Source organism: Microcoleus sp. FACHB-68 (assembly GCF_014695715.1).
Taxonomy (GTDB): domain Bacteria; phylum Cyanobacteriota; class Cyanobacteriia; order Cyanobacteriales; family Oscillatoriaceae; genus FACHB-68.
Genome location: NZ_JACJOT010000013.1, coordinates 433,972 through 459,365, shown reverse-complemented (window position 1 = coordinate 459,365; position 25,394 = coordinate 433,972). Strand labels below are relative to the sequence as shown.

Here is a 25,394-nt window from a genome sequence, read left to right as displayed (position 1 = left end):
AGAAAATTATCAGGAACCTGAGTAGCTTCTGGTGAATCTTTTAAGGTAAGTGATAGTTGTTACAGAGATGAAAAAGCTGTGGTTGCTGGTGAGTGCTAGTTGCTTGGGAGGTTTCTTTTTCCTGGGCAATTTTAGTCAAGCTTTTCAAACTTCTAGAGTTGAGAGTTCAGCGAATATTAAGCTAGCTCAAACCCAAGTAAGTAGCGAGTGTCAAGTAGATAAAAATCAAAAAGCTTCGGGACGAGTTCGACAGTTGCTGGAGCAGTTTCAGCAGCAGGCTTATATAGAGCAGACTGAGAAAGCCGAGGAAACGCTTCTTCAAGCCTTTAAAAGCCTCCAAAACTTAACAGACGAGCAAATTACAGCTAGTTTCCTTGAAGAAATTGTTGCCGGCTCTAACAATCAACCGGGCGTCTTAAGTCAAATACTTGAGCGATACGAGGAAAGCGGGAAAAAAGAAAGAGCGCAAACGCTTTTATCACCGGCACTGCAATTAACGCAAAGTTTGAGCGCCGGCTCTAGTTTGGTAAAAACAAATGCTTTGAGTTCTCTTGCCGGCTTCTACGCCCAAATTGGACAGACATCACAAGCGTCTGAACTGATTTCTCAAGCACTACAAAGCGAAAAAACAATTCAGGGTGCTGAGTCTAAAACCAAAGCACTTACAGCGATTGCTAAAGCCTATGTGGCAGTGAATGAGTTTGATAAAGCGACACCAATTCTTTCTCAAGCACTGCAAGTCTCGCAATCAATTGAATATACTGATAGCAATCAAAAAGCGTGGACTTTAGAGCCAATCGCCCTTTCTTATGCCCAAGCCGGCAACTATACAAAAGCGATTGAAGTTGCCGAACAAATAACGGATGCTGAGTATTATCAAGGAACTGCTTTAGCCGGCATCGCTAGCCAGTATGCCAAAAATGGACAGTTACGGCAAGCCACCCAACTTGCTACAACCATCAAACCCATTCAAGTACAGGCAAAAGCTTTAACGAATATTGCCACAACTTCTGTTAAAAGCGGTAACAAAGATGGGGGATTTGAAATTTTTTCGCAAGCGTTGAAAGTGGCTCAAACTGAATCTCAGCCATACAATAAGGCAGCGTTAGTTTCAGAGATTGTGATTCAATACGCACAAGCCGGCGAACCGGATGCAGCCTTGACGGGAGTTCAAGCCATTAGCGAACCTCAACTAAAAGCGAGAGCATTGGGTTCTATTGCGCTGCAATACGCCAAAATGGGGCAATCGGAAAAAGCCTCCCAAGTTGCAAATCAAGCATTTAATTCAGTCGCAGAAATTAAGGATGTCCGTCAAAAACTAGATGTCAGTGGGGAGATGCTTCGCAACTACACCAAAGCCGGTTTCTACAACTATGCCATTCTAGCCGGTGAAAAACTAGGGGAGGTCTTTAAACAAGCCGGGAATTCCCTAGACTTGCCAGATAGTATGCAACAAGCAGGAAATTTACGAGAACTTTCTCTGCAAGCCCTAGAAGCTGGAAATTATGATATTGCTTTGCGAGCCATTCAAATTATTCCAAATTCCGTTGGCTATGAATTAAAAGAACCAACTTTATATCAAGTTGCACTTGCTTATGCCAAAACCGGCCAATCAGACAAAGCAGTGCAAGTTGCTCGCAGTCTTGTCAGTTATTCGCCTTTTTATCAATTTCAAATTATAGCTGCAATTGCGCTTCAGTCTCAAAATTCTGCGCTACTATCCCAAACACTGCAAGAGGCAAATGCGATTGCAGATGCCGAGCAGAAAAGTTACGCCCTTGCTGCTATTGGCTTGGAAACATCCAAAGCCGGCCAACAAAAAAATGCTGAAATTATTATAGCACAAGCCTTAGAAGCCTCACAGAAAGTCAATGAAAATACGAATCTTTTAACCGGCATTTCTCACCAATTGATTCGAGCTGAACAATACGAACTTGCCTTGCCGTTTGTGAAAGCAATCAGCATTGAGGATCACAAAAACAACAAGTTGCAAGAGATAGCCCAAGCAGCAATTCAATCTGGACAGTACAGTGCTGCCATTTCCTCGGCTAATTCTCTAGTCAACAATCCGCAAGCGCACGCCCGAATCCTGCTTTTACTAGCTGATAAACATATCGAAGCCGGCCAAACAGAGCGAGTTGACGAAGTTTTAGCTCAAGCTATTGCAGTCACAGGTACAATTGCCGGCCCGGAATCTCAAATAATGAACGTTACAGAGAGTATTCAAGTTGAGGATGAATTTGACAGAGCCAGCCTCTATGAAACAATTGCCATTAAATATGCTGAAGCCAAGCAATATGACAGAGCTTTACAAGTCACTCAAAATATTCAAAACGTCGCAGAGCGGGATTTAGCACAGAAACGTCTTGCCTGTTTCCGCTAGCGCTTGATTGTTTTTTAACCGCAGATACACGCAGATGCACGTAGATACTGTTTAGAATTATCTGCGTGCATTTGCCTATATCTCTAATTTTATAACCCTCATATTTTTTTGAAAGCCTGTAAAAATATGGGTTTAGATAGTTGATAAAAAACTTGACAAATTCAGTATAAAAAAACGCGTCAAATTGGATACAAAATCCCGGATGAACTAGAATTGTGAGCGTAAAATTTAAAAATCGCTGAAAGCGTGCTTTTCTATTTTCTTTATTTGCCATAAAAACGAAATTTAGCAGCCTCTGCAATTAAACCCATATTTCCTAACGAAGCAAACTGCTGAATCACCGACTAAAGGGAAAATTATGTTAACAAGACAAGGATTGATACTTTCCATGCGCTCGCATCTATCGGTTCCTCTTTGGTTTTTTGCTTTCGTTCCCTACAAGTTAGGCGAAGGTTTGCTCATCACCTTGTTGCCTTTATTCATCGTGCAGGTTGCCGGCGGGAGTGTCGCGGATGTCGGAAACATTCACTCCATTATCTCCCTTGCCGGCGTCGTGGCTTTCATTTTTTGGGGCAACCTTTCTGACATGATGAAACGCCGCCGCCCTTTTTTAACCATTGGGTTTCTTGGGTTTGCCGTTTTTACTTGCCTCATCGCTTTAGAGCAAAACGTTTCACACATTCTGCTCTGGAGTTTTCTAGTCGGATTTTTGATGGCAGCCGTGACACCTGTTGCTTCAGCTTTAGTATTAGATAGTGTGCCAGAAGATGAGAGGGCAGAATCTTTCAGCCGCTTCTATGAAATTAGCGGTTGGAGTTTTGTCGCAGGGGTTGTACTCGGTGCAGCTTGGCTGGCGTTGATGCCTCAATATTGGGGCGTTACCGGCTCAATGCGGGCTTTATTACTATTCGCCGGCGGCTTTGCTTCCCTGAGTTTAATTTTATGCCTGTACTGGGTGAAAGAACCGAAAAATGCCCGTTCCCGTCGGCACTTTCAACCCCAACTACGCGGACGTCTCGCAGTCGGCGTAATTGAAGAAAGGGCGCGGATTTACTCGTCCCGGATGATTTATTTTATCCTGCATCCAGGGATTTTGCGTCAAACTTCGCAATTGCTAGAGAGTCCTTTGATACTTTATTATTTGTGTTCTATTTCTTTTTTCTTTGCCATTCAAATCGTATTTGTTCCTTTCCCGATTTTTCTGACGGATGTATTAAAGGCAACCAATACTCAGGTACTTTTAATTACCGTTAGCAAAGCCATCGTGGAAACATTTTTCTACATTCCCGCCGGCAGATTTATCAAACACCGAAACGGCGTAACGCTGCAAGCTGTAGCGACAGGGTTGCGGGTTTTAATTTTTCTCATTTTTGCCACAGTCGCGTTCATGCAACCGACACCGGCAAGCTTGATCATCGTTGGGCTAACTCACCTGCTAACCGGCATTACTTGGGCAGCGATTAACTTATCTAGCATGACAACCATTGCCAACCTTACTCCCAAAGGTCAAGAAGGCACAGCCCTTGGCGTGTATAACGCGATGATTGGTATTTCTACCGTTGTGGGTAGTTTTATGAGTGGCTGGCTGGCCAAAACCTTTGGCTATAGCGTCTGTTTTGTGACGGGTGCAGTCTTGGTTGGCGGGATTGCTGTCGGCTTATGGAGCCTGCGAACAGCGCTGCCAACAAAGCCACAACCGGCATAGAGTCAGACAGTATCGCCGGCCATTGCAAATTTTTGGCAAAACTCCCAGCAAATTTATCTGTAGGGCCGGCACAATGCCGGCCTCTTCTTTTGTAATTTTTACAACAAAAAAATAGTTGATATAATTCCCAGGAGTGTGAGGAGATCAGGCACAATTAAAAAGTTAAAAGTGATGAATAATTTTTCATGCTCCCAACTGATTTATTGATGCACCGGCTTCAGGGCGAAACCATCGTTCCCAAATGCCTTAAAATTGATTCTAAACATCTGGCAATCGCCTTAGAAATTATCACTTGTTTCCAAGACTGCCAGGGTGCGACGCAAGGAGAACTCGACCGGCAACTCCTCGAACTCGAAGGCGACAGTCCCGACTACGGGCTCAAACGCGGACTCGCGCACCTTCTCAAAAGCAGCTTTTGCACCTTTGAAGCGATCAGTCCCCTCGATCCTGAACAATTGCGGCAGCGTGTGTTTGCGCTAGCAGCAGAAACCGTCCCCAGCAGCCACGCCACCGAAAAAACCCTCGACAAACTCGCCACGCAACTGAGTCAGGAATTAGAACGGGAAGTGCTGCCGGTGGAAATCAAAGCCGGCCTTTATGCCGATTTAAACGAAAATAAGATTCTCACTGAATTTGAGGCACCCACACCTGAAAGCTTGCTGCACCGCTACAACCTTTCCCAAGTACAGGGCGTTTTTTACCGCGCCACCCACCTTACCCTCAACGCCCACCGCAACGTTCCCGGTGAGTATAAGCTTTTATTCCGCTATCTCAAACTTTTTCAACTAATGGCTTATATTGAAGGCGATGCCGATTGCGGTTTCACCATCACTATCGATGGCCCGACCAGCTTATTTAAACCGAGCACGCGCTACGGACTCGCCCTCGCTAAAATGATCCCCGCCTTGCTGCACGTCACGAAATGGAGTATGAAGGCAACGCTGCAAACCCGCGACTTCTACACCGGCGACTGGAAAACGGGGCGCTTCGCCCTTGACTCTGAGTGCGGTTTAGTCAGTCACTACCCCCCCGGCAAGCCTTATGACAGTATGCTAGAAGCATCTTTTGCGGACAGGTGGGACGCAATGAAAACGAATTGGGTTTTGGAAAGAGAAGTGGATTTAATTCCCATTCCTGGGAGTGTGATGATTCCAGACTTTCGCCTGGTACATCCCGACGGTCGCACATTTTTGCTAGAAATTGTTGGCTACTGGCGACCTGAATATTTGCAAAAGAAATTTGCTCAAGTGCGCCGGTCAGATCGCGATAACTTAATTTTGGCGATTTCTGAGCGATTGAATTTAGAAAAAGCCGGGGTTAATCTCAAAGATGTGCCGGCGCGAATTGTCTGGTTTAAAGATAAATTATCACCCAAATCTGTGTTAGAAGTCCTTGACTAAATTGTTAAGGCATAATTTCGACAACCTTATACCATAAAACATCAGAATACATCATCCTCTAAAACCACCGCTGTTGAAGAGAGGTCGCTCTCATCTTCATAAAATATGAAATTTTTAACTTATTTTGTACCTAAACTTTCTCAGAACACTCCCGAAGCCGGCAGGAAAATTCACTTATTGCCCTATTTCGCCGCCTCATTCGCCTTCGTGATGGTTTTGGGTGTTACTGGGGTACTGGATTATTCTGAACAAAAACGGTTTCAAGAGCAACATCGCGCCACTGCTCTTAGTGAGTTGAGTGCCGTTAGAGCTCGCCTTGAAGGCGCATTAAACCAGCGGCTTTTTCTTGAACGGGGATTGGTGGCTTATGTTTCGGCTATTAATCCCGATATTGACCAAAAGCAATTTGAAAGTCTGGCTGAAGTGATCGTGGCGCGGCAACGGGGGATTCGCAGTGTCGCACTTTATAAAAATCTAGTGGTGACTCATCTGTATCCCCTAGCAGGGAATGAAGCGGCTATCGGGTTTGAGCCGATGAGTATCCCGGAAGAACGCGAAGCAATCGAACGGGCAATTAGAACCCGAAAAACGGTCGTTGCCGGCCCGATTGATTTAGTGCCGCAGGGGGTGGCATTTATCAGCCGCACGCCGGTTTTTCTGACTCCCCCTGGACAAGCGCCTGAAAGTGGTGATTTCTGGGGGATGGTTGGCATCATCATTGACAAAAATACCTTGTTGCAAGACGCAGGACTAATCGATCCTTCCGCGAAACTTCACTACACCATTCGTGGCAAGGATGGGTTAGGGGATACTGGGGAAGTCTTTTTCGGCGATGAGAAAATTTATCAGCAAGATCCAGTCATTTTGTCAGTGACGCTGCCAAATGGTTCGTGGCAGTTGGCGGCAGTACCGGCACAGGGATGGCCAAGCCAAGCCCCGATTTCCAAATGGTTGAAGTTGGGAGGTGGGGTGCTGGCGCTGGTTGCGGGTGGCTTGGTTTACATTTTGGTCAGATGGCCGGCAAAACTGCAAGAAGCTGTTGCACGGGCTACAGGGGCGCTGAAAAACAGTGAGGCGGCGCTGATGGCGGCAAATGCGGAATTGCAGCACTTGGATCGCATCAAGGATGAATTTTTGGCAAATACTTCTCACGAATTGCGTACCCCGCTGCATGGGATGATTGGGATTGCCGAGTCGATGATAGATGGAGCGACTGGGCAACTGTCAGAATTGCAACAGCAAAATCTATTGATGATCGCGCAAAGCGGACACCGGCTGAACACGCTGGTTAACGATCTTCTCGATTTCTCGAAACTCAAACATAAAAATATTGAACTACAACTGAAGCCGGTGGGAATGAGAGAAATCACTGAGGTAGTTTTAACTCTTAGTAAAGCGCTAGTTGGCAAAAAAAATTTACAGCTCATTAATAAAATTTCTCCGGATCTGCCGATGGCAAATGCCGATGAGAATCGGGTTCAACAAATTTTGTATAACTTAATTGGAAATGCGATTAAGTTTACGCAATCTGGCATAGTAGAAATTTCAGCGGAATTGGTTAAAAAAGACTTAGCGGTATCCTCAACCAATTCCCAACTCGCGATTACTGTTTCCGACACTGGCATTGGGATTCCCAAAGATAAATTAGACAGAATCTTTGAATCTTTTGAGCAAGCGGATGGATCGACAGCTAGGGAATATGGCGGCACCGGCTTGGGTTTAACGGTGACTAAACAGTTAGTCGAATTACATAATGGGGAAATTTGGGTTGAATCGACCCCAGGCGTTGGCTCTCGGTTTACGTTTACGCTGCCGGCATCTGTTGAAGAAAGGAAGCTGGAAAGAGAAGAACAAGAAACCTCTTCACAAACGCATTCTCCCATCCCTGCGGTTTCCCATCCTCCATCTCTCGCGGCGGGTTTCCAATCTTCTCAACTTTCAATTTTTCATCCGGAATCTGTCTCACAGTTTAAGATTCTGATCGTAGATGATGAGCCGGTGAATCTTCAGGTTCTGGTCAATCATTTGTCGCTGCAAAATTATGCCATTATTCAAGCGGCAAATGGGATCGAGGCACTGGCTGCATTTGAGAAAGGTTTCCAACCCGACTTAGTTTTACTGGATGTAATGATGCCAAAAATGACAGGCTATGAAGTTTGCCGGGAACTGCGCGAAAATTTTCCAGCTCATGAACTTCCCATTGTGCTTTTAACGGCAAAAAATCAAGTTGCGGATTTGGTAGAAGGATTGGATGCCGGTGCGAATGATTATCTAACTAAGCCGATTTCCAAATATGAACTTTTAGCAAGAATTAAAACTCACATTAACCTCGCTAATATCAGTCGAGCTTACGGTCGTTTTGTTCCCCACGAATTTCTTCAACTTTTGAATAAGGAAAGTATTATTGATGTCAAACTCGGCGATGCCGTACAACAAAATATGTCGATTTTGTTTTCCGACATTCGGGACTTCACGACGATCAGTGAAACAATGACGCCAGAAGAAAATTTCCAATTTATTAATTCTTATCTTTCTCGCATGGAGCCGGCAATTGCCAGCAATCATGGGTTTATTGATAAATATATTGGGGATGCAATTATGGCTTTGTTTGGAGACAGTGCGGATCGGGCGGTTAAAGCCGGCCTTGCGATGCTACAACGCCAGGGAGAATATAATCAAGATAGGCAACAAGCCGGTAGATCCCCGATTAAAATTGGCATTGGCATTAATACCGGCTCTTTGATGTTAGGCACTGTTGGCGGACACAACCGAATGGATGGAACGGTGATTAGTGATGCGGTAAATTTAGCCTCTCGCATTGAAGGACTGACGAAAAATTATGGGGTGTCTTTGTTAATTTCTCACCATACCTTTTCTCACCTCCAGCATCCAAATGACTATTCTATTCGCCTAATTGATAAAGTTACAGTGAAGGGAAAATCAGAATTAGTAACGGTCTATGAAGTGTTTGATGCCGATTCTGATAAAATTCGAGAGGGAAAGCTAATGACTGTGCAACTTTTTGAGGAAGCTTTATCTCTCTACAATCAAGAAAAGTTTCTTGAATCTGCACAATGTTTTAAAAATTGCTTAGCTAAAAATCCAGAAGATCAAGTCGCTCAAATTTATTTAAAACGCTGTCAAGTTAAAGCTTGGTCGTATTAAGTGCTGAGGGAGAGGAAGTTGACTGGATTAGAGACGGGTTTCTGTTAAAAATAATAAAATAATAAAATATCTATTTTAAAATTATCAAAATATCTACAATTAAAGCAGTTATGCCATTTCCATATCTTCGCCAGTGCCTAAAGCAGGGTTCAATCTATCCAAAAATGCCGACAATGATGCAGTTTTAAGAGAATTTACTGATGAAGCCGGTTTCAGTCGTGAGGAATTGCTCAAAGAATGATACAAGTAACAGAGTTCACACCCCTCTTGGCGCGATTGTACCCGGTATGTTACTTTAACACTCATCTTAAGTGCCGGTTGTGAACCCCACGCTGAAAAACCTTGTTAAGGAATAAAGAAGGTTATCACAAAAGAGAAGCTAAAATTAAGAATTTACCCTAGCTTCTCAAAGTGGAAAGATTCACAGATGCTGCCACTTGATAGGTAAATGTTGCTAGTTTTTTTGAGGATAACACCATGTCAAATGTAGTTAAAGTTCTAGCAATTGATGGAGGCGGAATTCGCGGAATTATTCCAGCGATGGTTTTAGCTGAAATAGAAGCTAGAACGCAAAAGCGAATTTCAGAGATGTTTGATTTAATTGCGGGCACCTCAACAGGAGGGCTGTTGGCATTGGCTTTAACAAAACCAAAAAGAAATAGCAAACAACCTCAGTACAAAGCTGAAAATTTAGTCAGAATGTATGAAGAAGAAGGTGAGACAATTTTTTCACCTAAAACTTTTGCAAAACTGAGAGCTTTAACAGACGAAAAATATCCAGCAGACGGCATTGAATCCGTTTTAGAAAAGTATTTTGGTAACACCCGTTTAAGTGAAGCTCTGACCGAAATTATCGTTCCCAGCTATGATATTGAGCAGCGCCGGCCCCATTTTTTTAAAAGCCGAAAAGCTAAAAATGACTATGAGCGGGATTTTCCCATGAGAAAAGTGGCGCGGGCTACTTCGGCTGCACCGACTTATTTTGAACCGCTCAAATTAGAAAACCATGATCTAACAGATTACTATGCATTAATTGATGGAGGTGTTTATGCCAACAACCCCGCCATGTGTGCCTATGTGGAAGCTAAAGATACTTATCCAAATGCCACTGATTTTCTCGTTGTCTCATTGGGAACAGGAGAGCTAAGTACCAGACTTTTTTACGATAAAGTAAAGGACTGGGGACTGCTTCAATGGGCGCAACCCATTCTTCACGTTGTTTTTGATGGCAGCAGCGATACGGTAGACTATCAACTCAGGCTTTTATTGCCGGCTCTAGAAGAAGGAACCAATCGTTATTACCGCTTTCAAACTAGCTTACTGGGGGATGTTGGCAATCATCTGGATGATGCGAATTCCAGAAATATCATCGGCCTGAAACGCCTTGCACAAGATATGATTGATAAGAACGATACTCTTTTAAACACACTTTGCCAGCAGTTAGTTAGCAGCATCCCAACCGGCAACGTTTAATCGAAGTAAAACGCAAGGTTCGCTTTGCTCTAACCAACCTAGGTTATCTAATTTCCCATGTTTTAGAATGCTTGGCTTGGCTATCCATAATAATTTTGACAATTCCCACTCCTGTTATCACACTTTAGGGGGCAGAATGGAGTTTTCCCCAAAAACCTGCTAACCGGCAGAGAATGCCTTACAATAGGGAATTGTCAAAAATTAGCAGCACTTACTGTCATGGCCGTCCCTAAGAAGAAAACATCAAAATCCAAGCGCGATAAGCGTAAAGCAACCTGGAAGCACAAAGCAGTCCAGCAAGCGCAGAAAGCCCTCTCCCTAGGCAAGTCGATTTTAACGAAACGCTCCAGCTTTGTTTATCCACCCGATCAGGAGGATGACGACGAAGAATAATCAGCAAAGCAGTTGGGCTAAAGGCTAATCGCTAATCGTTGACAATTGAAAGCAAAGCTTGATCGACCATTAGCCATTAGCCATTAGCACGATCACTATCATTAGCAATTCCTGCTATGCGTGCCGCCGGCAAAATTATCATCGCATCGCCAAACGAGTAAAAACGATACTCCTGCTCAATTGCATCCCGATACAAATCCAGCAAGCGCTCACGCCCCACCAACGCACTCACCAGCATCAACAAGCTAGATCGGGGCAAGTGAAAATTCGTAATTAGCCCCTCCACGACTCGCCACCGATAGCCGGGATAGATAAACAAATTGGTCTTACCGCAAAACGGTTGTAGCCGGCCATTCGCAGCCGCCCCCTCCAGAGATCGCACCACGGTAGTGCCCACTGCAATGATCCGCCCTCCCTTCTGCTGCGTCTGACGGATCGCTTCTACGGTGGCTGCCGGCACCTCTACCCATTCTTCATGCATCTTGTGGGTTGTCACGTCCTCAACCTCCACAGGTCGAAATGTCCCCACGCCAACGTGCAGCGTCACAAATGCGTGATTGATGCCGCGTTCAGCCAACCGGCCAAATAATTCGTCAGTAAAGTGCAGCCCAGCCGTGGGTGCCGCAACTGCCCCTGGTTGCTGGGCGTAGACGGTTTGATACTGTGCCGGTGAGGCAGCCGAGTTGGTGATGTAGGGCGGCAGGGGCATATAGCCGAATGCTTCTAACATCTGGCTCAGGGGGATGGCTTCTGGAAGCTCGAAGTGCAGCAAGCGCCCGCCGGTTGCTTCATCTGTGCCGACAACTGTGGCGCTCAACCGGCTTGAAATTGGGGAATTTGAAGATTTTTGGGGTTCAAATTCTATTTTTGAGCCGGCTTTGAAGCGCTTCCCCGGTTTGACTAAAGCCAGCCAGATGTTCTCCTGCCGCTCCTCTAGTAACAGCACTTCGACCACAGAGCCGGTGGGTTTGCGTCCATACAATCGGGCTGGGATAACGCGGGTGTTGTTGAGTACCAGCAAGTCTGCCGGCTTGAGCAAATCGGCTAAATCCCGAAAAATCCGATGGCTGTGTTCAGTGGGGGAATCTACCACCAGCAAGCGGGAGCTATCTCTGGGCACGGCTGGATTTTGAGCAATTCGATCCGCTGGAAGTTCGTAATCATAAGCCATCAATGACCGATCCCATTCACTGCCGGCTGCGGGTGAATTAACAGATGAGGAGTGGATCGGCATATTATTCGCTTCTAACAAGGTTGTACTCGCTTCCCTCGGTGTTCGTCTGGATGGGGGAAGATGGGGAAATTTAACCGAAAAACCTTGTAATTATCTCCTATATCTATTTCTTTGTCAAAATTTGCAATTCGCCCATTTGGCAGCCGTTACAAAAATTTATCAAAATTGAAATCGAGCCGGTGAAAAATTCTGTTTTTTCTTTTGTTCTTCACACAACGCCGACGGTAGAATCAGGTGTTAAGCGTTCACTGCCAGACTTTTTTGTAAGTAGTCAGACAGCTCCCTTGATTCTAGAAAATTGATTTTATCCTATTAAAGGCTTCAAATCACGTAAGTTCGTTGAATAAATAGAAAATATTCTCAAAAAGCCCAATAGCTTAACACGGCGTTACATTAAATTATTGCAACTAAATTGTAAGGAATGATTAGATATTGCTATAGAGTGTCAAAAGCTACCGCTTTCCTTAAAAAAAGAGGGAAAACTTCTAGCAGATAGCGGGCTTGTGTAAAAAGTTTGGAAGTACAGAATTACGATGATTGCTTTGCCCTTGAGCAAAAATACCGGCTCTCTGACAAAAAATTATCTGCTTTGAAAGCGTGTCTCATTCATGGATTCGCGAGAAAGAATAAGCGGCAACCTTTGCGTTTTAACCGTTAAATCCGATTCTGCCTAAAATTTCAAATATAAAATGAGCGCGTTTTCTGTAAAAATAAAAAAAATATTTAGAAATCAGCGATCGCAAGCCGGCAGTGCCAAGGGAAGCCTCAACGCTACAGACCGCTTAAAAATATTGAAGTGCAAACTTCAAAAATATATCTTTAGCTAGATGACTAAAGATAATTTTATTATTTTCTAGAATAAAAATGTTTAATGAGGAAGTGAATTGGGGAAACTTACCCATTAAAGATCGGGCTTTTCCCGTAGTCATAAGCACTGGCACTTCGCGACAATATAACAGTAGCGTATGCAGACCCCCGAAAAGATGGAATACCTTTATTACCTTGCCAATGCCAGCTTGACCCTGAGAGTCGCTGAGTACCTGCACAGCGCACGCCATCTTCCCGTGGAGTTCATGAGCGTTATTCATCAGATAGATGGCTGGGTAATTCGGGTCAAGATGAGCCAGCCGTTAGAATCCCAGACTGATGGCGACTTTCGAGCGTTCATGAATGAAGTAGGAATTTCCTATATGCCCGGAATTAGGCTGCAAATGGCGCTGTGGAGCTTAGAAAACGGACAATCTCCGATTGATGTCATGCGTCGCTATCAAGTGGCAGTGGTTTCTCACGGACATCCAGATCGTGGAGAAATTGAAGAATTTCGCCGGCAGTTTGTAAAAGGATTAGGATACTGCCCGGAAACGCTAGCTTAAGGGTTGTGAGTGTTGAGCTTACTTAACCGTCTTCAGCAAAAGCTGACTCAATGTAATCGATAAGCGTGAGTTTGCAACCTGGAGCGAAGACGGATTGACCTAATATAATTGGTTGCCCGAAAGCGTAAGTGCCGGCATCCGTCCCTATTTCACAATCTTGTATTTGCTTAGGCGCGAGTGGCTGAAAGCTAACAAGCGCCACATCAAATCGGCAGGGTAAATCAGCCAACTCCGGGCACTCTGCCAAAAACATCCCAGCCGCTTTCCTCAGTTTTGCTTGCTTTTGCTCAGTGATAGCCAAAAGTCCGCCGGCATCCCAATTCCACCGGCGACGAGTCTTAACTTCCACAAACGCCAAGGCTGTCTCCTGCAATCGACACTCAGATTTACTCGCTTGCTGAGCAATGAGATCAATCTCTCCCCACCGGCAGCGCCACCGCCGGCGTAGAATTACCCAACCGCGCTGCTGCAACCACACAGCCACCAAATTTTCCCCAAGCGTGCCGGTGTCAGGTTTACGGTTCTCGCCGGCAGACGGGGATGAGGGAAAGCTTGGCATAAAGCAAACTCACAGCGTTCATTTAACTGGTAGGATTACGAGATAGGAAGCATCGGTAACAGTCGTTACTTTTATTCCCCTCATCAAACAGTGGCAGCCTGCCGGCTATACCCTGTTAAGGATAAGGTTTCCTATCAACCTAAAAACCGAATGAATCATAGCTTTATTAAGCGTATCCCAGCAATCCTCCTCAGCGCACTCTTGTGCACTGTCGCCTGCCTGACAGCCCTTGGCGCTATAGCAACCCCTGCGTTTGCGAATGAATACGACAAAGAAATTCTCGTCAACATGGATTTCTCAGGCAAAAACCTGACAGACTCCAGCTTTAACAAAGCCAACCTGCGCGGTAGCAATTTCAGCCATACCAATCTGCAGGGCGTTAGCTTGTTTGGAGCGTATCTGGATGGAGCAAATTTTGAGGGGGCGGATATGCGAAACGCCACCTTAGACACTGCTCGTTTTACCAAAGTCAATTTATCCAACGCAATTTTAGAAGGTGCCTTCGCTTTTAACACCAAATTTGAAGGTGCCACAATTGACGGCGCAGATTTTACCGATGTGCTGCTGCGCGAGGATACCCAGAAATTGCTTTGTCAGATAGCGACAGGGAAAAATCCAGTCACGGGTAGAGATACGCGTGAAACGCTTTACTGTGATTAATGATGTGGCACGGGTGATGCTGCCATAGACATTACCCGTGCCGGCATCTTTAATCTCCATTAACGAAATTAAGCTATCGCAAACATCTGCGTTTATCTGCGTTCATCTGCGGTTAAAAATTAAAACCTATCAACACCCACAAACAATCTAAGATACAAAATTCCCGATCCAAGGTAACTGTACCAAATCAGAAAACGTAGTATGACGCTGCCGATCTAATTCTTGAATGCGAGCTTGTTCCGCATAAAGTTGCTGTAAATAAGACTCAAAAAGATCAGGATTTGCTTTGCTGTCTGTATTGCGCCATAAATCCAGAAATAAACGATAGCGTTTCTCACACATTACCCGCTCTATAGAAGCAGCAGCAGCGCGAATAACCAGCGGAGTACGCAGAATTTCCTGTTTTGTTCTTTCATCTAAATAAAATAGGGGAGAAATAACAGCCATATCCTCAGACAACTCCAAGCAACGATCTTGAAGCGTCGAAATAAGCTGTGCCGGTGTTGAGCCGGCAGCGGGAATCTCTGAAATTTGCCGCCATAAAAATCGATGATGAGATAAACTAAATTCTAAATCTCGTTCCTCTAAAGCATCCATTACAGCCTGCCGGTGTTCGGGGTAGTGAAGATAAATCAGCAGCAGTAAAGCTTCGGCTTTTTCTAAAAGATTGCGTTCAGAAGAAAGCGGAAGTGCTTGATCCGGATTTGACTTGGGGGTGCCGGCACGACGCACGAAACGTCGCTTATTTTGTTGTAAGCGACTTTCGATAAACGGCGCAAACCGGCACGACTCATCATGGCTGAGAAGTTCGTCGCAGTAACGAACAATTTGACTCAGAAGATTATCAGCTAACAAAGGTTGCCGGCGAGAGTCTCCTTGGCTCAAAAGTTCGGCACAGCGATTAATGTAATGAGTGAGCTGATTATCATTAGAAATATTGCACAGTAACTTTACCATTGCCGTCGCCACTTGCTGAAACTGATCCGCTTGTGTCAAGTTGCGCTCAAGCAAAGTTTGCTGAATTTTCCAATCAAGCCACAGAGAAGCATTTGCTAAAAGTTCTCGATACTGCTGGGAAGAATAAGTTTTGAGAAATTCATCCGCATCTTTACCTTCGGGAATATTAAGAATTCGTAACTGTACTTCACCTCGATAAGCCAAATCCGAAATTTCTCCAATTGCTCTGTCTGCCGCATTCGTGCCGGCTTTATCCGCATCAAAATTAAGCACAATTTGCTTCGATTCTGTGTGGCGTAGCAGCTGACGTACTTGATCTAAACTCAGAGCAGTTCCCAAAGAAGCCACAACATTGGCAATACCGGCAGCGTGAAGCGCGATCGCATCAAAATATCCCTCTACTACCACCGCTTGATCTTCTTTAGAAATCGCATTTCGGGCTTTATCTAGGGCAAACAGCGTTCTGCCTTTATCAAATAGCTCAGTTTCCGGAGAATTGAGGTATTTCGGTTGCTCATCCGTCAAAGTTCTGCCGCCAAACCCGATCGTTCGTCCTTGGATATCGTGAATGGGAATAATCAGACGCTCACGAAATCGATCATAATAGCCGCTTCCCGACTTGCGCGGTGCAATTAAACCGGCTTGTTCCACCAACTGCACCGGCTGCTGTTTCACTTCCACCAGATAGCGGTAAAGCGTATCCCAGCCGGCAGGCGCGTAACCTAGCTGAAACTGCTGAATCGTTTCTTGGCTCAGTTGCCGCTCAGATTGTAGGTAATCCAGCGCCAATTTGCCTTGAGGTTGCGTGAGCGCGTGCTGGTAAAAACTGGATGCGATCGCTAGAATTTCATACAATTGCTCTCTGATGGAAATTTGGCGCTGAAATTCCTGCCGATGTTCGGCTTGCAGGGTTTTAATCGGCACTTGATACCGCTTCGCCAAATCTAATACGACATCGCTATAGGATTGCTTCCCCACTTCCTTGAGAAATCCAATCGCATTACCGCCGGCATTACAGCCAAAGCAGTAGTACATTTGCTTGCCAGGACTTACTGTAAAGCTGGGTGATTTTTCCTCATGGAAAGGACACAAACCCACATAATCCTTCCCGCGCTTTCGCAGTACGACGTGTTCGGAGATAACATCGACAATATCAACGCGTTGCTTAACTTCTTCAATGGTGTCTGGATGTAGGCGGGGAGTGTCCATCAGTCAAATTTGCGCCAGAAAGAAATCGTCATCCCTATTTTGACGTTTCTGCTGCCGGCAGTAAAGCAGAGCTAATTTATTTTAAAATTAATTTCTCCTCAGATCGCTTAAAAGTTAAAAGCTGCTAAAATTCTTATCTACTTCCCATTGAGTTCTTTTAAAAAGATTTTCGTGATCAGCTATGGATTTGACATTTTGAGATTTGACATTTTGAGAGAAGACCCCATCAGGCAGTGCTTCTGAATAGGCTGCCGGCAGGGTATTTGTACTTGTGTTTAGCAATTCAATTCGCAGACTCAAGCTGGAGATTCGCTGCTCATAAAATGACTGATATTTATAATTCTAAATTTTCTAAATCCAAAGGTTTTAAAACTGAGCAGTTTCTTCCCTGAGCTTTAGCTTGATAAAGTGCCTTATCCGCTACAGCCATTAAAATTGAAGGGTTGAGTGGATTTTGAGGAATTAAGCTAACAACGCCCAAACTCAAAGTCACATATTGACTGATATCAGATTGGGCATGATCCATCTTAAGATTTTCAACTTCATTTCGCATAGTTTCAGCAATTTGTAAAGCTCCATTAGCATGGGTATTCGGCAAAATTACCACAAATTCTTCACCCCCATAACGAGCAACTAAATCTCCGGGCCGGTTGAGCGTGCAGCGAATTGTTTTTGCGACCTTCTGCAAGCAAAAATCTCCGGCTAAATGACCATAAGTATCGTTATATTGTTTAAAATAATCTAGATCGCACAAAATTAAAGACAAGGGTAATTTCTCTCGTGCCATCCGCCGCCACTCTTGATTCAAGTATTCATTAAAACAACGACGATTCGCCACTCCTGTCAACTCATCCAAAGTCGCAAGCCGGTGGAGTTTCAGGTTAGCTTCTTTGAGAGCGGATTCAGCCTTTTTGCGCTGAACAAGCGAACCTAATTGGGTAGCAACGGCATTAACTAGCTCAATCAATCGCTGTTTGGGTTCAAGCTTTTCTTTCTTAAAAAAAATCAAAACTGTTAAGACTTGGTTGTTAAGAACAATAGGAATCCCTAACGCTGCTTTGAGTCCAGCTTCTAAGGCAAGATCAGACCGAAAAAAAACTGGGTCTTTGGCAACAGAAACATCTTCTATCCACTCCGGTTGTTTAGATATCCAAACTCGTCCCGGCAGTCCTACATTTGGGGCATAGGTTAAGGTCTTGCTCTCAAGTTGAAACTTTTCTAGGTTCGCTTCGCTAGAATACCAACTTCGACTATATTCTAAAACCTCACGCTCCTCATCAGGAATCCAAGCTTCTCCCAAATCCCAACTTATTGTTTCGCAAACTTGGCGAACAGTTACTTCTAAAGCCGAAGGAAAATCTTCCGATGCGCTAATTGCTTGCGTTATCTTCAATAAAAGATTGGTTTCTGCTTCAGCGCGTTGGCGTTTTTTAATTTCTTGTTGTAAGCATTTATTTTGGTCGGTGAGTTTTTGTGCTTGCCGTTGCAGTTGAATATAAAAGCCTCGAATCGTCAATTGACTTTTAATCCGAGCTAAAATTTCTGCCGCCTGGAAAGGTTTCGTAATGTAGTCCACTCCGCCGACATCAAAGGCTTTAACCTTATCAAATATATCATCAAGAGCGCTGATAAAAATTACTGGAATTTCCGCTGTTAGTGGGTTCGCTTTCAGCAATCGGCAAACTTCATAGCCATCCAAATCGGGCATCAAAATGTCAAGTAAAATTAGAGCCGGTGGAGCGGTTTGCGCGACTATTAAAGCCAGTTTTCCATTAATTACTTTTCTCACGTAATATCCTTGCTCAGCAAGTATCGTAGACAAAACTCTTAGGTTGTCCGCGCTATCATCAACGATGAGAATATCTTCAGGAAAAGTAGATGCTTGGTCACTACTCATGATTAAATTCTTGAGTTAAATCAAAAAGCAGATCCAGACGAAAATTATTGAGCAAATCCGTAAGATTATGGGCTAAAGAAGCTTCAGCATCGGGAATTTGTTCGATTAGCTTCAAAATTAAGGGTTCATTTGCACAAAGTATTGCTTGGTGTAGCTGCGCTATCCACTCAGGAGACATGATGCTCAAATCTTGTGGGGTAAGTTTTCTGGGCGCTTCTAACTGAGGTGAGTCGCTTTGATAGTCTTCTTCGTAGATATAGCGCACTTTGAGGTGTTGAGCTATCTTGTCGAACAGTAGCGACTCCCGGAAAGGCTTATGTATGAAGTCGTCGCAACCGGCTGCCAAAATTCTAGCTTGCTGTTCCTCAAAAGCACTAGCGGTTACAGCAATAATTTTAGTTCTGCCGGCCAGAGTCAAGCTATTATTCTCTTGTACCCCCGCATTTTGCTGTTCCAAAGCTTTAATTTTTCTAGTTGCTTCGTAACCATCCATAACTGGCATCCGCATATCCATCCAGATCAGGTGCGGTTTCCAAGTTGACCACAAAGCAATTGCTTCATCACCGTTAACCGCTTCTCGCACTTGAAATCCTAAAGGTTCAAGCAATTTTAATAGCAACTGACGGTTCTCTTCCACATCCTCCACCACCAGGATACGATAGGTTGGCTGGTTTGGTTCTAATCCAATCACTCGCTGGGTGTTCGATAAACTTTTTTCATCAATCCCAACAACCTCGCGCACAAGAACATCAAATTTAAAAATGGTTCCTTTGGAGACTTGACTGCTGACTGTAATATTTCCTCCCATCATCTGTACAAACTGCCGACTGATAGGTAACCCTAACCCAGTTCCTTCCATTGATTTGCGTCCCGTTTCTGTTTGCACGAAAGGGTTAAATAAAGTTTCAATTTCAGGGGAGGCAATACCGGGTCCCGTATCTTCAACTTCAAATAATAGACAAGTTTCAACTTTTAGATGTTGAAAGTAAGCTTTTTCTAGTACCCGATCCTTAACTTCTAAAAGTTCGCGTTTTTTGACTCGCAATGCGACATGACCAACCGTCGTGAATTTAACAGCATTTCCCAGCAGGTTAATTAAGACTTGACGCAATTTATTTTCATCAGTTTGCACGTATTGAGGAATATCTGATGCCCGTTCAAAGATTAGCTGTAACCCTTTGAAAGTCGCTTTTATTTTAAGCATCTGTTCTAAATTGTCAAGTAGCTGATACAGGTCAAAGCGAGTTTGGTTGAGCGTGGTCTGACCGGCTTCAATTTTGGACATTGACAGAATATCGTTGATTAAATTAAGCAAATGTTCGCCACTGCGATTGATGATTTTTAACTGCTCTTTGTGTTCAGCGGAAAGAGAATGGCTGCGAACCATCACCTGACTAAAACCAAGAATGGCGTTGAGAGGGGTACGCAGTTCGTGGCTCATATTAGACAGAAAGCGGCTTTTAGCAATGGATGCGGCTTGGGCAGCTTGGAGTGCTTTTTGCAAGGCGGCTTCTGCCTCTCTGCGATCACTAACATCTATTGCGTGACCGACTGCTCGAATCGCTTGTCCGTTTGCATCTCTGGCGATCGTCCCATAATCTGATAGGTAAACGTAGTGACCATCTCGATGGCGAAGTCGGTATTCTAACACGTAGTAATTTTGAGTTTCACTAGCAAATGCTACGGATAGCTGCTGGGAAACCTTGGCTAAATCTTCTGGGTGGACTTGTTCGTTCCACCAATCAACTTTAGCTTCGGCTTCTTCGGGGCGGTATCCAACGGCTTCAAATAGTCCCTGTGTCCTTAGAACGATATTCTGTTTGAGATCCCAATCGTAGATAAATCCTTTAACTGCTGATGCTGCTAGCTGAAAACGTTCGTTGCTCTCTTGCAGGGCTTGCTCCATTTGCTTGCGGTCGGTAATATCGAAAGCTAAACCCTGAAGCACTTGAGTCTGTCCGCCGGCAGACGAAACGAGATGGGCACGATCTCTAATCCAGATCGTTTTGCCATTACCAGTAATCATGCGATATTCGACACTCAATGGTTCTCCCGTCGAAATCGCAGTGTTTACGGCTTGCCAAACCCGATGGCGATCTTCTGGATGCACATAATTAGTCCAACTATTACAGAACCCAGGAGACCATTCTTCGGGAGAAATCTCTAGCAACTGTTGCACTTGAGGGCTGATATAAGCTTGCTCAGTCGTTGCTGCAATCGCAGAGATATAAACAACGCCTGGAATTTGTTCGATTAAGGTGCGATATTTATGCTCGGCCTGTTTAAGCTTTTCTTCCGCTTGTTTGCGATCCGTGATATCTAATATCACGCCGTGCAAAACTTTAGTGCCATCTTCACGGCATTCCGGTTGGGCTTGGACGCGCAGCCATGTTTGTTTTCCAGAAGGAGCAATATTGCGCCATTCGGAAGTAAACGGTTGCACGTTTTGAATGGCGCGAGCAACAGCCTCTTCATACCTGGGTCGGTCATAGGGGCACATTTGGTTCAACATAAGATTTTCATCGTCTATGACCCGTGCCGGCTCGACCTCAAACATTTCTTGGCAACCGAGACTGATATATTCAAACTTGGCTGAACCATCAGGATAATGTGCATAGGCGTAAAGGGTTCCCGGAATACTAGCCGTTAGATGTTTGAGCCGGCTTTCGCTTAACTGTAGAGCCTCTTCTGCCCATTTGCGCTCGCTGATGTCCTCAACAATGTAAGACAATCTCGGACGACCGCTAGGGCCGGTTCCAATCGGGCAAACGCTTACAGAAAGCCACTTCTGCTCGCTTGAAGTCTCGTGAGTATATTCAAATTGCACGGCAGCTTGAGTGTGTAAAGCTTCTCGGTAGCGATCAATCCACTGTTGTAGGTGTGCTGCCGGCACTCCCAAGTCACTTGCGAACCGATTTTTCATCAGTTCTGGGGTCGTGTTGAAAAACCGCGCTGCTGATAAGTTATCGGAAAGATGCAGAATGTCGTCGTCATAAAGCTCAACAATGCCCATCAACATCGAGCCACTATCAAAGAAGCTGCGAAGCGTTGATTCGCTGTGCCGTAGCGCTTCTTCTGTTCGTTTCAGTTCGGTAATCTCGGTTGAGATCCCGCAAAGAGCGTAAATACTCCCATCGGCGCGTTTAAGGGGAACTTTCACGGCCCAATAGTAATGCACCTCCCCAGAGTGTTTCCTGATAGCAACTTCTTGGGATTGCCACACCTCGCCGCTCTCAATAACCTGCAAATCACTTTCTCGCAAGCGTTGAGCTGTTTCTGCATCAAAAAACTTGGAATTATCTGCACCAATAATCTCTTCTTTGCTACAGCCAAATAATTCCAAGATGGGACGGTTAGCGTAGGTGTAGCGACTATCTAAGTCCTTAATGAAAATATAAGCGCCGGCGTTATCAAAAATGCTCGATAGCATCGCTTCGCTTTCCCGAAGCGCTTCTTCCATTTCCTTGCGTTCAGTGATATCTCGTCCAACCCCTTGCAACTCTAGGAGTTGACCCTCTTCGTCGAATATTCCTCGGTTAATCCACTGCGTCCAACGCACCTGTTGTCCCTTGGCAGTGACCCGATGTTCGATAATCACGAGCGGATTATCGACACTAAGCGTCTTAATCAGTCTTGTAACATTTTCCCGGTCTTCCTCCAACACATCAGGTTCAAAGCAGTGACCGACGAGTTCTTCGCGTGTCTTCCCATAGAATCGACAGAAAGCTTCGTTGACAAACCTTAAGGTTCCATCGGGTGAGGCGCGACCGATCAGTTCCGTTTGATCTTCAATAATCGCAAGATAACGCGCTTCGCTTTGCCGCAATGCCGCTTCTGCCTGCTTACGAGCGCTAATATCCGCGAATGAGGCGACAACTGCGTAGGGAAGCGGTTCGCCGGCTCGAAATAAAGGCCGAGAATTAATTGAAATCCAAGTAAAACTACTATCCGGTTTGTGGACTCCCATCACGACGTTAGAGCAAGCGGTGCCGGTTCGCAGCGTTATCAATGCCGGGTGTTCTTCTTCGGGGAAAAGCGAACCATCTTCGCGAACAGATCGCCAACCGGCATTGAGGGAAGTTCGCCCCATCATTTGCTGACAAGACAAACCCAAAATGCGTTTGGCGCTGAGATTACAAGTTTGAATCGCACCATCGGCGTCTTGCAAGACAATCCCTTCTGCCATCGCTGCGATTACAGTCCGGTAGCGTTCTTTGCTCTCTTCTAGGGCGGCTTGCGAGTGCTTGCGTTCGGTGATATCGCGCACGAGACAAACGACCTCATCAGCACTGCTTTTCATGATGCGCGTCTCGTAGCTGTGCATTCCATCGGGTTGTTTGAGGTCGTGTTCGTAAATTTGCAGCGTTCCGGTTGCCACTGCTGCCTTGAAACGTTCCAGCAGGCCGGTTTTAATGGGTTCGGGAATAGGGGTCTGTTGTATCTTTTTGCCAATGAGTGCTTCGCGCGGTAGCAGTAAGGAACTGTCATTTCCCGCGATATCTAGATAAGTACCATCTACCCGATGCCGAAACATCAAATCGGGTATTGCCCTCAAAAGTGCCTGCATTCGTTCTTCACTTTGCCGCAGTGCTGCTTCTGCCTTCTTGATTTCCGTAATATCTGTGGAAATCCCGCAAATAGCATAGATATCGCCATCGGAATTTTTTAAAGGAACTTTGGTAGATAAATAGTTATGAAGCTCTCCCTGACAATCAATCCCGACTTCCTCAAAGCGATGGACAACACCCGTTTTGATCACCTGAGCGCTATTTTCTCTGTAAGTTACAGCGAACTCTTCTGCAAAAAAATCACGATCATTCGCTCCAATAATTTCAGATTCGTTCCGTCCAAAAAGCTCCGCAGTTAAGCGATTGACGTAGGTGTAAGTGCCATTCAAATCTTTGATATAAATACAAACACCTGCGTTATCTAAGATAGCTGATAGTTTCGCTTCGCTGCGTCGTAATTGCGCTTCTATTTGCTTGCGTTCTTCAATTTTCTGCTCTAAATAAGTATTCATTCGGCTAAGTTCAGCCGTGCGTTCTTGCACCTGAAATTCGAGAACTTGATTGTAATCTTTTAAAAGTTGTTCGGCTTGTTTGCGCTCTGTAATATCGGTAATAGTGCCGATGTAACCGATGATATTTCCCTCGGCATCTTTTTCAGCAATCGCCTGTCCTAACACCCAGATAACGCTACCATCGGGTCGCTGAAAGCGGTGTTCGCAGTGATAGGGAATGCCCTGTTGTACAAAACTCAACCAAGCGGCAATCGTGCAATCCCGATCATCCGGATGTATAGTTGTCGTCCAGCCGGCTCCTATCGATTCCTCTAGGCAAAGTCCGATCATTTCAAAACAGCGTTCGTTGCCGTACACGCAATTGCCTTGAGCATCGGTGCGGAAAATACCGACAGGCGCGGCTTCTGCCAAAGCTGCAAAGCGCTGTTCGCTTTCCTGCAATGCTGTTTCTGCTTGTTTGCGGTTGGTGATGTCAATAACGATGCCGGTGAGAAACCAGAAATCCTCAGATTCGTATTTTTTCGCAACCAAATTGTTATATAACCAGCGCCAACTGCCATTTTTATGACGAAATCTATACTCTATATTTATTTGGCATCCAGCATACAAATCTTCCATAATCGGCAGAATGATCGTCTCAATATCTTCGGCATGAATTCGACAAAACCACAGACTTGGATCGGCAGCAAACTCTTCTCCCTTATAGCCAAAAATTTCCTCTCCATTAGGGGAATAGTAGTCATATTCCCAAAGTTTGTCAGGATGGATACGTCCAGAGGAAATGAAAGCGCCGGTGTTGTCAAGCACTTCTTTCAGTCTGGCTTCTGAGGCTTGCAATGCAGATTGTGCTTGTTTGCGATCACTAATTTCATGCCGCAACTCCTGATTAGCTTTTGCGAGTTGAGCCGTGCGTTCTTTTACCCTAACTTCTAACTCGCTGCGAGCCTGTTTTAGAGCTGCTTCTGCTAACTTGCGTTCGCCAATTTCATGCTCTAGTTCTTCGTTTGTTGCTTCCATCTGTACAGGATTAGGAAGCGCAAGTGCCTTAGGCACTAATAGCAGCATCTCAACAGCCGTTAATAAAGAAACAAACGCGGTGATGGCTTTGAGGCATCCACTCAGCCAATAGGTGGGATGCCAAAGCGTCCAAATCTCCATCAGGTGAGTGGTGCCACAAGCGAGGATGAAGGTGCTAAATAGCAGAAGCATCCAGGAGTAGGGTAAGTCTTGTCGCTTACGAACAAAATAGAGCAGCGTGATGGGAATTGAATAATAGGCTAGGGCGATAATCGAGTCGGAAACAATATGAAGCCCCACTAACCCAGGCTTCCAGAGGAAGCAATGTCCGTGAGGTAGAAATGGTTCCCAAGCGAAAAGATTTTTGAATAATTCCAACATTTTATTTTTTTTAGAAGTATTAATCAGGGATCAAAGTCTATAAGATGTTGAGTTGGAGGTAGGCTCATACCGCTTAAAAGCCGGCAAACTCAACTTTATAGCTTTCTTCATCCCTCCCAGACTCCGTTACTTAAAAAAAGCTTATCAAAACCAGTATAATTAACTCCTCGATAAAGCTGCAACACGATTTCGTGAATTTACCAAAATTTGTTGCAGAAACCCAAGGTAAATATTACTCTTTTGGTAGAATAAAATTCCGCTGATAGGGTAATTGTTATTTTTGTGTGACTAGAAAATTAAATTTCATTTTTTAAAAAATTTTATATAGTAAATCTAAAAAGTGTAAAAGTCAACACTAATATTCATGCAATAAAAAAGCTACTTATATTTGAACAGGGGCAAAAATCAAACGCGATTAGGAAGCTCTTACTACAATTTTGCTAAACGATTTTTATGGGGATTTTTTCCTGACCTCACCGATAGTACCTATAGGGCGAGGGTGAGATAAATTTGACTGTTACTTATTAATGACTTGACTTTTTAGACGCAATAGCAACCATAGAGGCAG

General features: G+C 44.7%; 13 protein-coding genes. 8 read left to right on the top strand and 5 right to left on the bottom strand.

What is annotated here, in order from left to right; all coding sequences use genetic code 11:
• Positions 1–49 precede the first annotated feature (49 nt).
• The 6 genes from H6F73_RS19600 (at position 50) to rpmF (ending at position 10,519) form a co-directional block, all read left to right on the top strand.
• Positions 50–2,383 (top strand): hypothetical protein, encoded by a 2,334-nt coding sequence (locus tag H6F73_RS19600; protein ID WP_190760439.1) that lies wholly within the window; start codon positions 50–52, stop codon positions 2,381–2,383.
• A 358-nt stretch (positions 2,384–2,741) separates the two neighbouring features.
• Entirely contained in the window at positions 2,742–4,088 is a 1,347-nt protein-coding gene (locus H6F73_RS19595) for an MFS transporter (RefSeq protein WP_190760438.1), read from the top strand.
• 185 nt (positions 4,089–4,273) lie between these two features.
• Positions 4,274–5,488: a DUF790 family protein gene (locus tag H6F73_RS19590; protein ID WP_190760437.1), complete on the top strand. Its 1,215-nt coding sequence runs from the start codon at positions 4,274–4,276 to the stop codon at positions 5,486–5,488.
• Positions 5,489–5,593: 105 nt separating this feature from the next.
• Positions 5,594–8,653, top strand: a complete 3,060-nt coding sequence (locus H6F73_RS19585) for an ATP-binding protein (protein ID WP_190760436.1) — start codon at positions 5,594–5,596, stop codon at positions 8,651–8,653.
• Positions 8,654–9,130: 477 nt separating this feature from the next.
• On the top strand, positions 9,131–10,126 hold the full coding sequence (locus H6F73_RS19580; RefSeq protein ID WP_190760435.1) for a CBASS cGAMP-activated phospholipase: 996 nt from the start codon (positions 9,131–9,133) through the stop codon (positions 10,124–10,126).
• A 219-nt stretch (positions 10,127–10,345) separates the two neighbouring features.
• On the top strand, positions 10,346–10,519 hold the full coding sequence (gene rpmF / locus H6F73_RS19575) for a 50S ribosomal protein L32 (protein WP_190760434.1): 174 nt from the start codon (positions 10,346–10,348) through the stop codon (positions 10,517–10,519).
• Positions 10,520–10,595: 76 nt separating this feature from the next.
• Here the strand turns inward: rpmF and queA are convergent, their stop codons facing one another.
• Positions 10,596–11,753, bottom strand: a complete 1,158-nt coding sequence (queA, locus tag H6F73_RS19570) for a tRNA preQ1(34) S-adenosylmethionine ribosyltransferase-isomerase QueA (RefSeq protein WP_190760433.1) — start codon at positions 11,751–11,753, stop codon at positions 10,596–10,598.
• Between the two features lie 983 nt (positions 11,754–12,736).
• Here queA and H6F73_RS19565 point away from each other — a divergent pair.
• Positions 12,737–13,126: a hypothetical protein gene (locus tag H6F73_RS19565; RefSeq protein ID WP_190674976.1), complete on the top strand. Its 390-nt coding sequence runs from the start codon at positions 12,737–12,739 to the stop codon at positions 13,124–13,126.
• 22 nt (positions 13,127–13,148) lie between these two features.
• Here H6F73_RS19565 and H6F73_RS19560 read toward each other — a convergent pair whose 3' ends face one another.
• Complete coding sequence (locus H6F73_RS19560; RefSeq protein ID WP_190760432.1) at positions 13,149–13,685, bottom strand: YraN family protein; 537 nt, start codon at positions 13,683–13,685, stop codon at positions 13,149–13,151.
• Between the two features lie 288 nt (positions 13,686–13,973).
• Between H6F73_RS19560 and H6F73_RS19555 the strand changes: the two genes are divergently transcribed.
• Positions 13,974–14,345 carry a pentapeptide repeat-containing protein gene (locus H6F73_RS19555; RefSeq protein ID WP_347239586.1) on the top strand — a complete coding sequence of 124 codons (372 nt, stop codon included), beginning with the start codon at positions 13,974–13,976 and terminating at the stop codon, positions 14,343–14,345.
• A 147-nt stretch (positions 14,346–14,492) separates the two neighbouring features.
• On the opposite strand, the gene dnaG is transcribed toward H6F73_RS19555, so the two are convergent.
• The 3 genes from dnaG to H6F73_RS19540 form a co-directional block, all read right to left on the bottom strand.
• Positions 14,493–16,511 (bottom strand): DNA primase, encoded by a 2,019-nt coding sequence (gene dnaG, locus H6F73_RS19550; RefSeq protein ID WP_190760430.1) that lies wholly within the window; start codon positions 16,509–16,511, stop codon positions 14,493–14,495.
• Positions 16,512–16,845: 334 nt separating this feature from the next.
• Complete coding sequence (locus H6F73_RS19545) at positions 16,846–18,408, bottom strand: diguanylate cyclase (protein WP_190760429.1); 1,563 nt, start codon at positions 18,406–18,408, stop codon at positions 16,846–16,848.
• On the bottom strand, positions 18,401–24,826 hold the full coding sequence (locus H6F73_RS19540) for a PAS domain S-box protein (protein ID WP_190760428.1): 6,426 nt from the start codon (positions 24,824–24,826) through the stop codon (positions 18,401–18,403). Before H6F73_RS19540 ends, H6F73_RS19545 begins: the two co-directional genes overlap by 8 nt.
• Positions 24,827–25,394 lie beyond the last annotated feature (568 nt).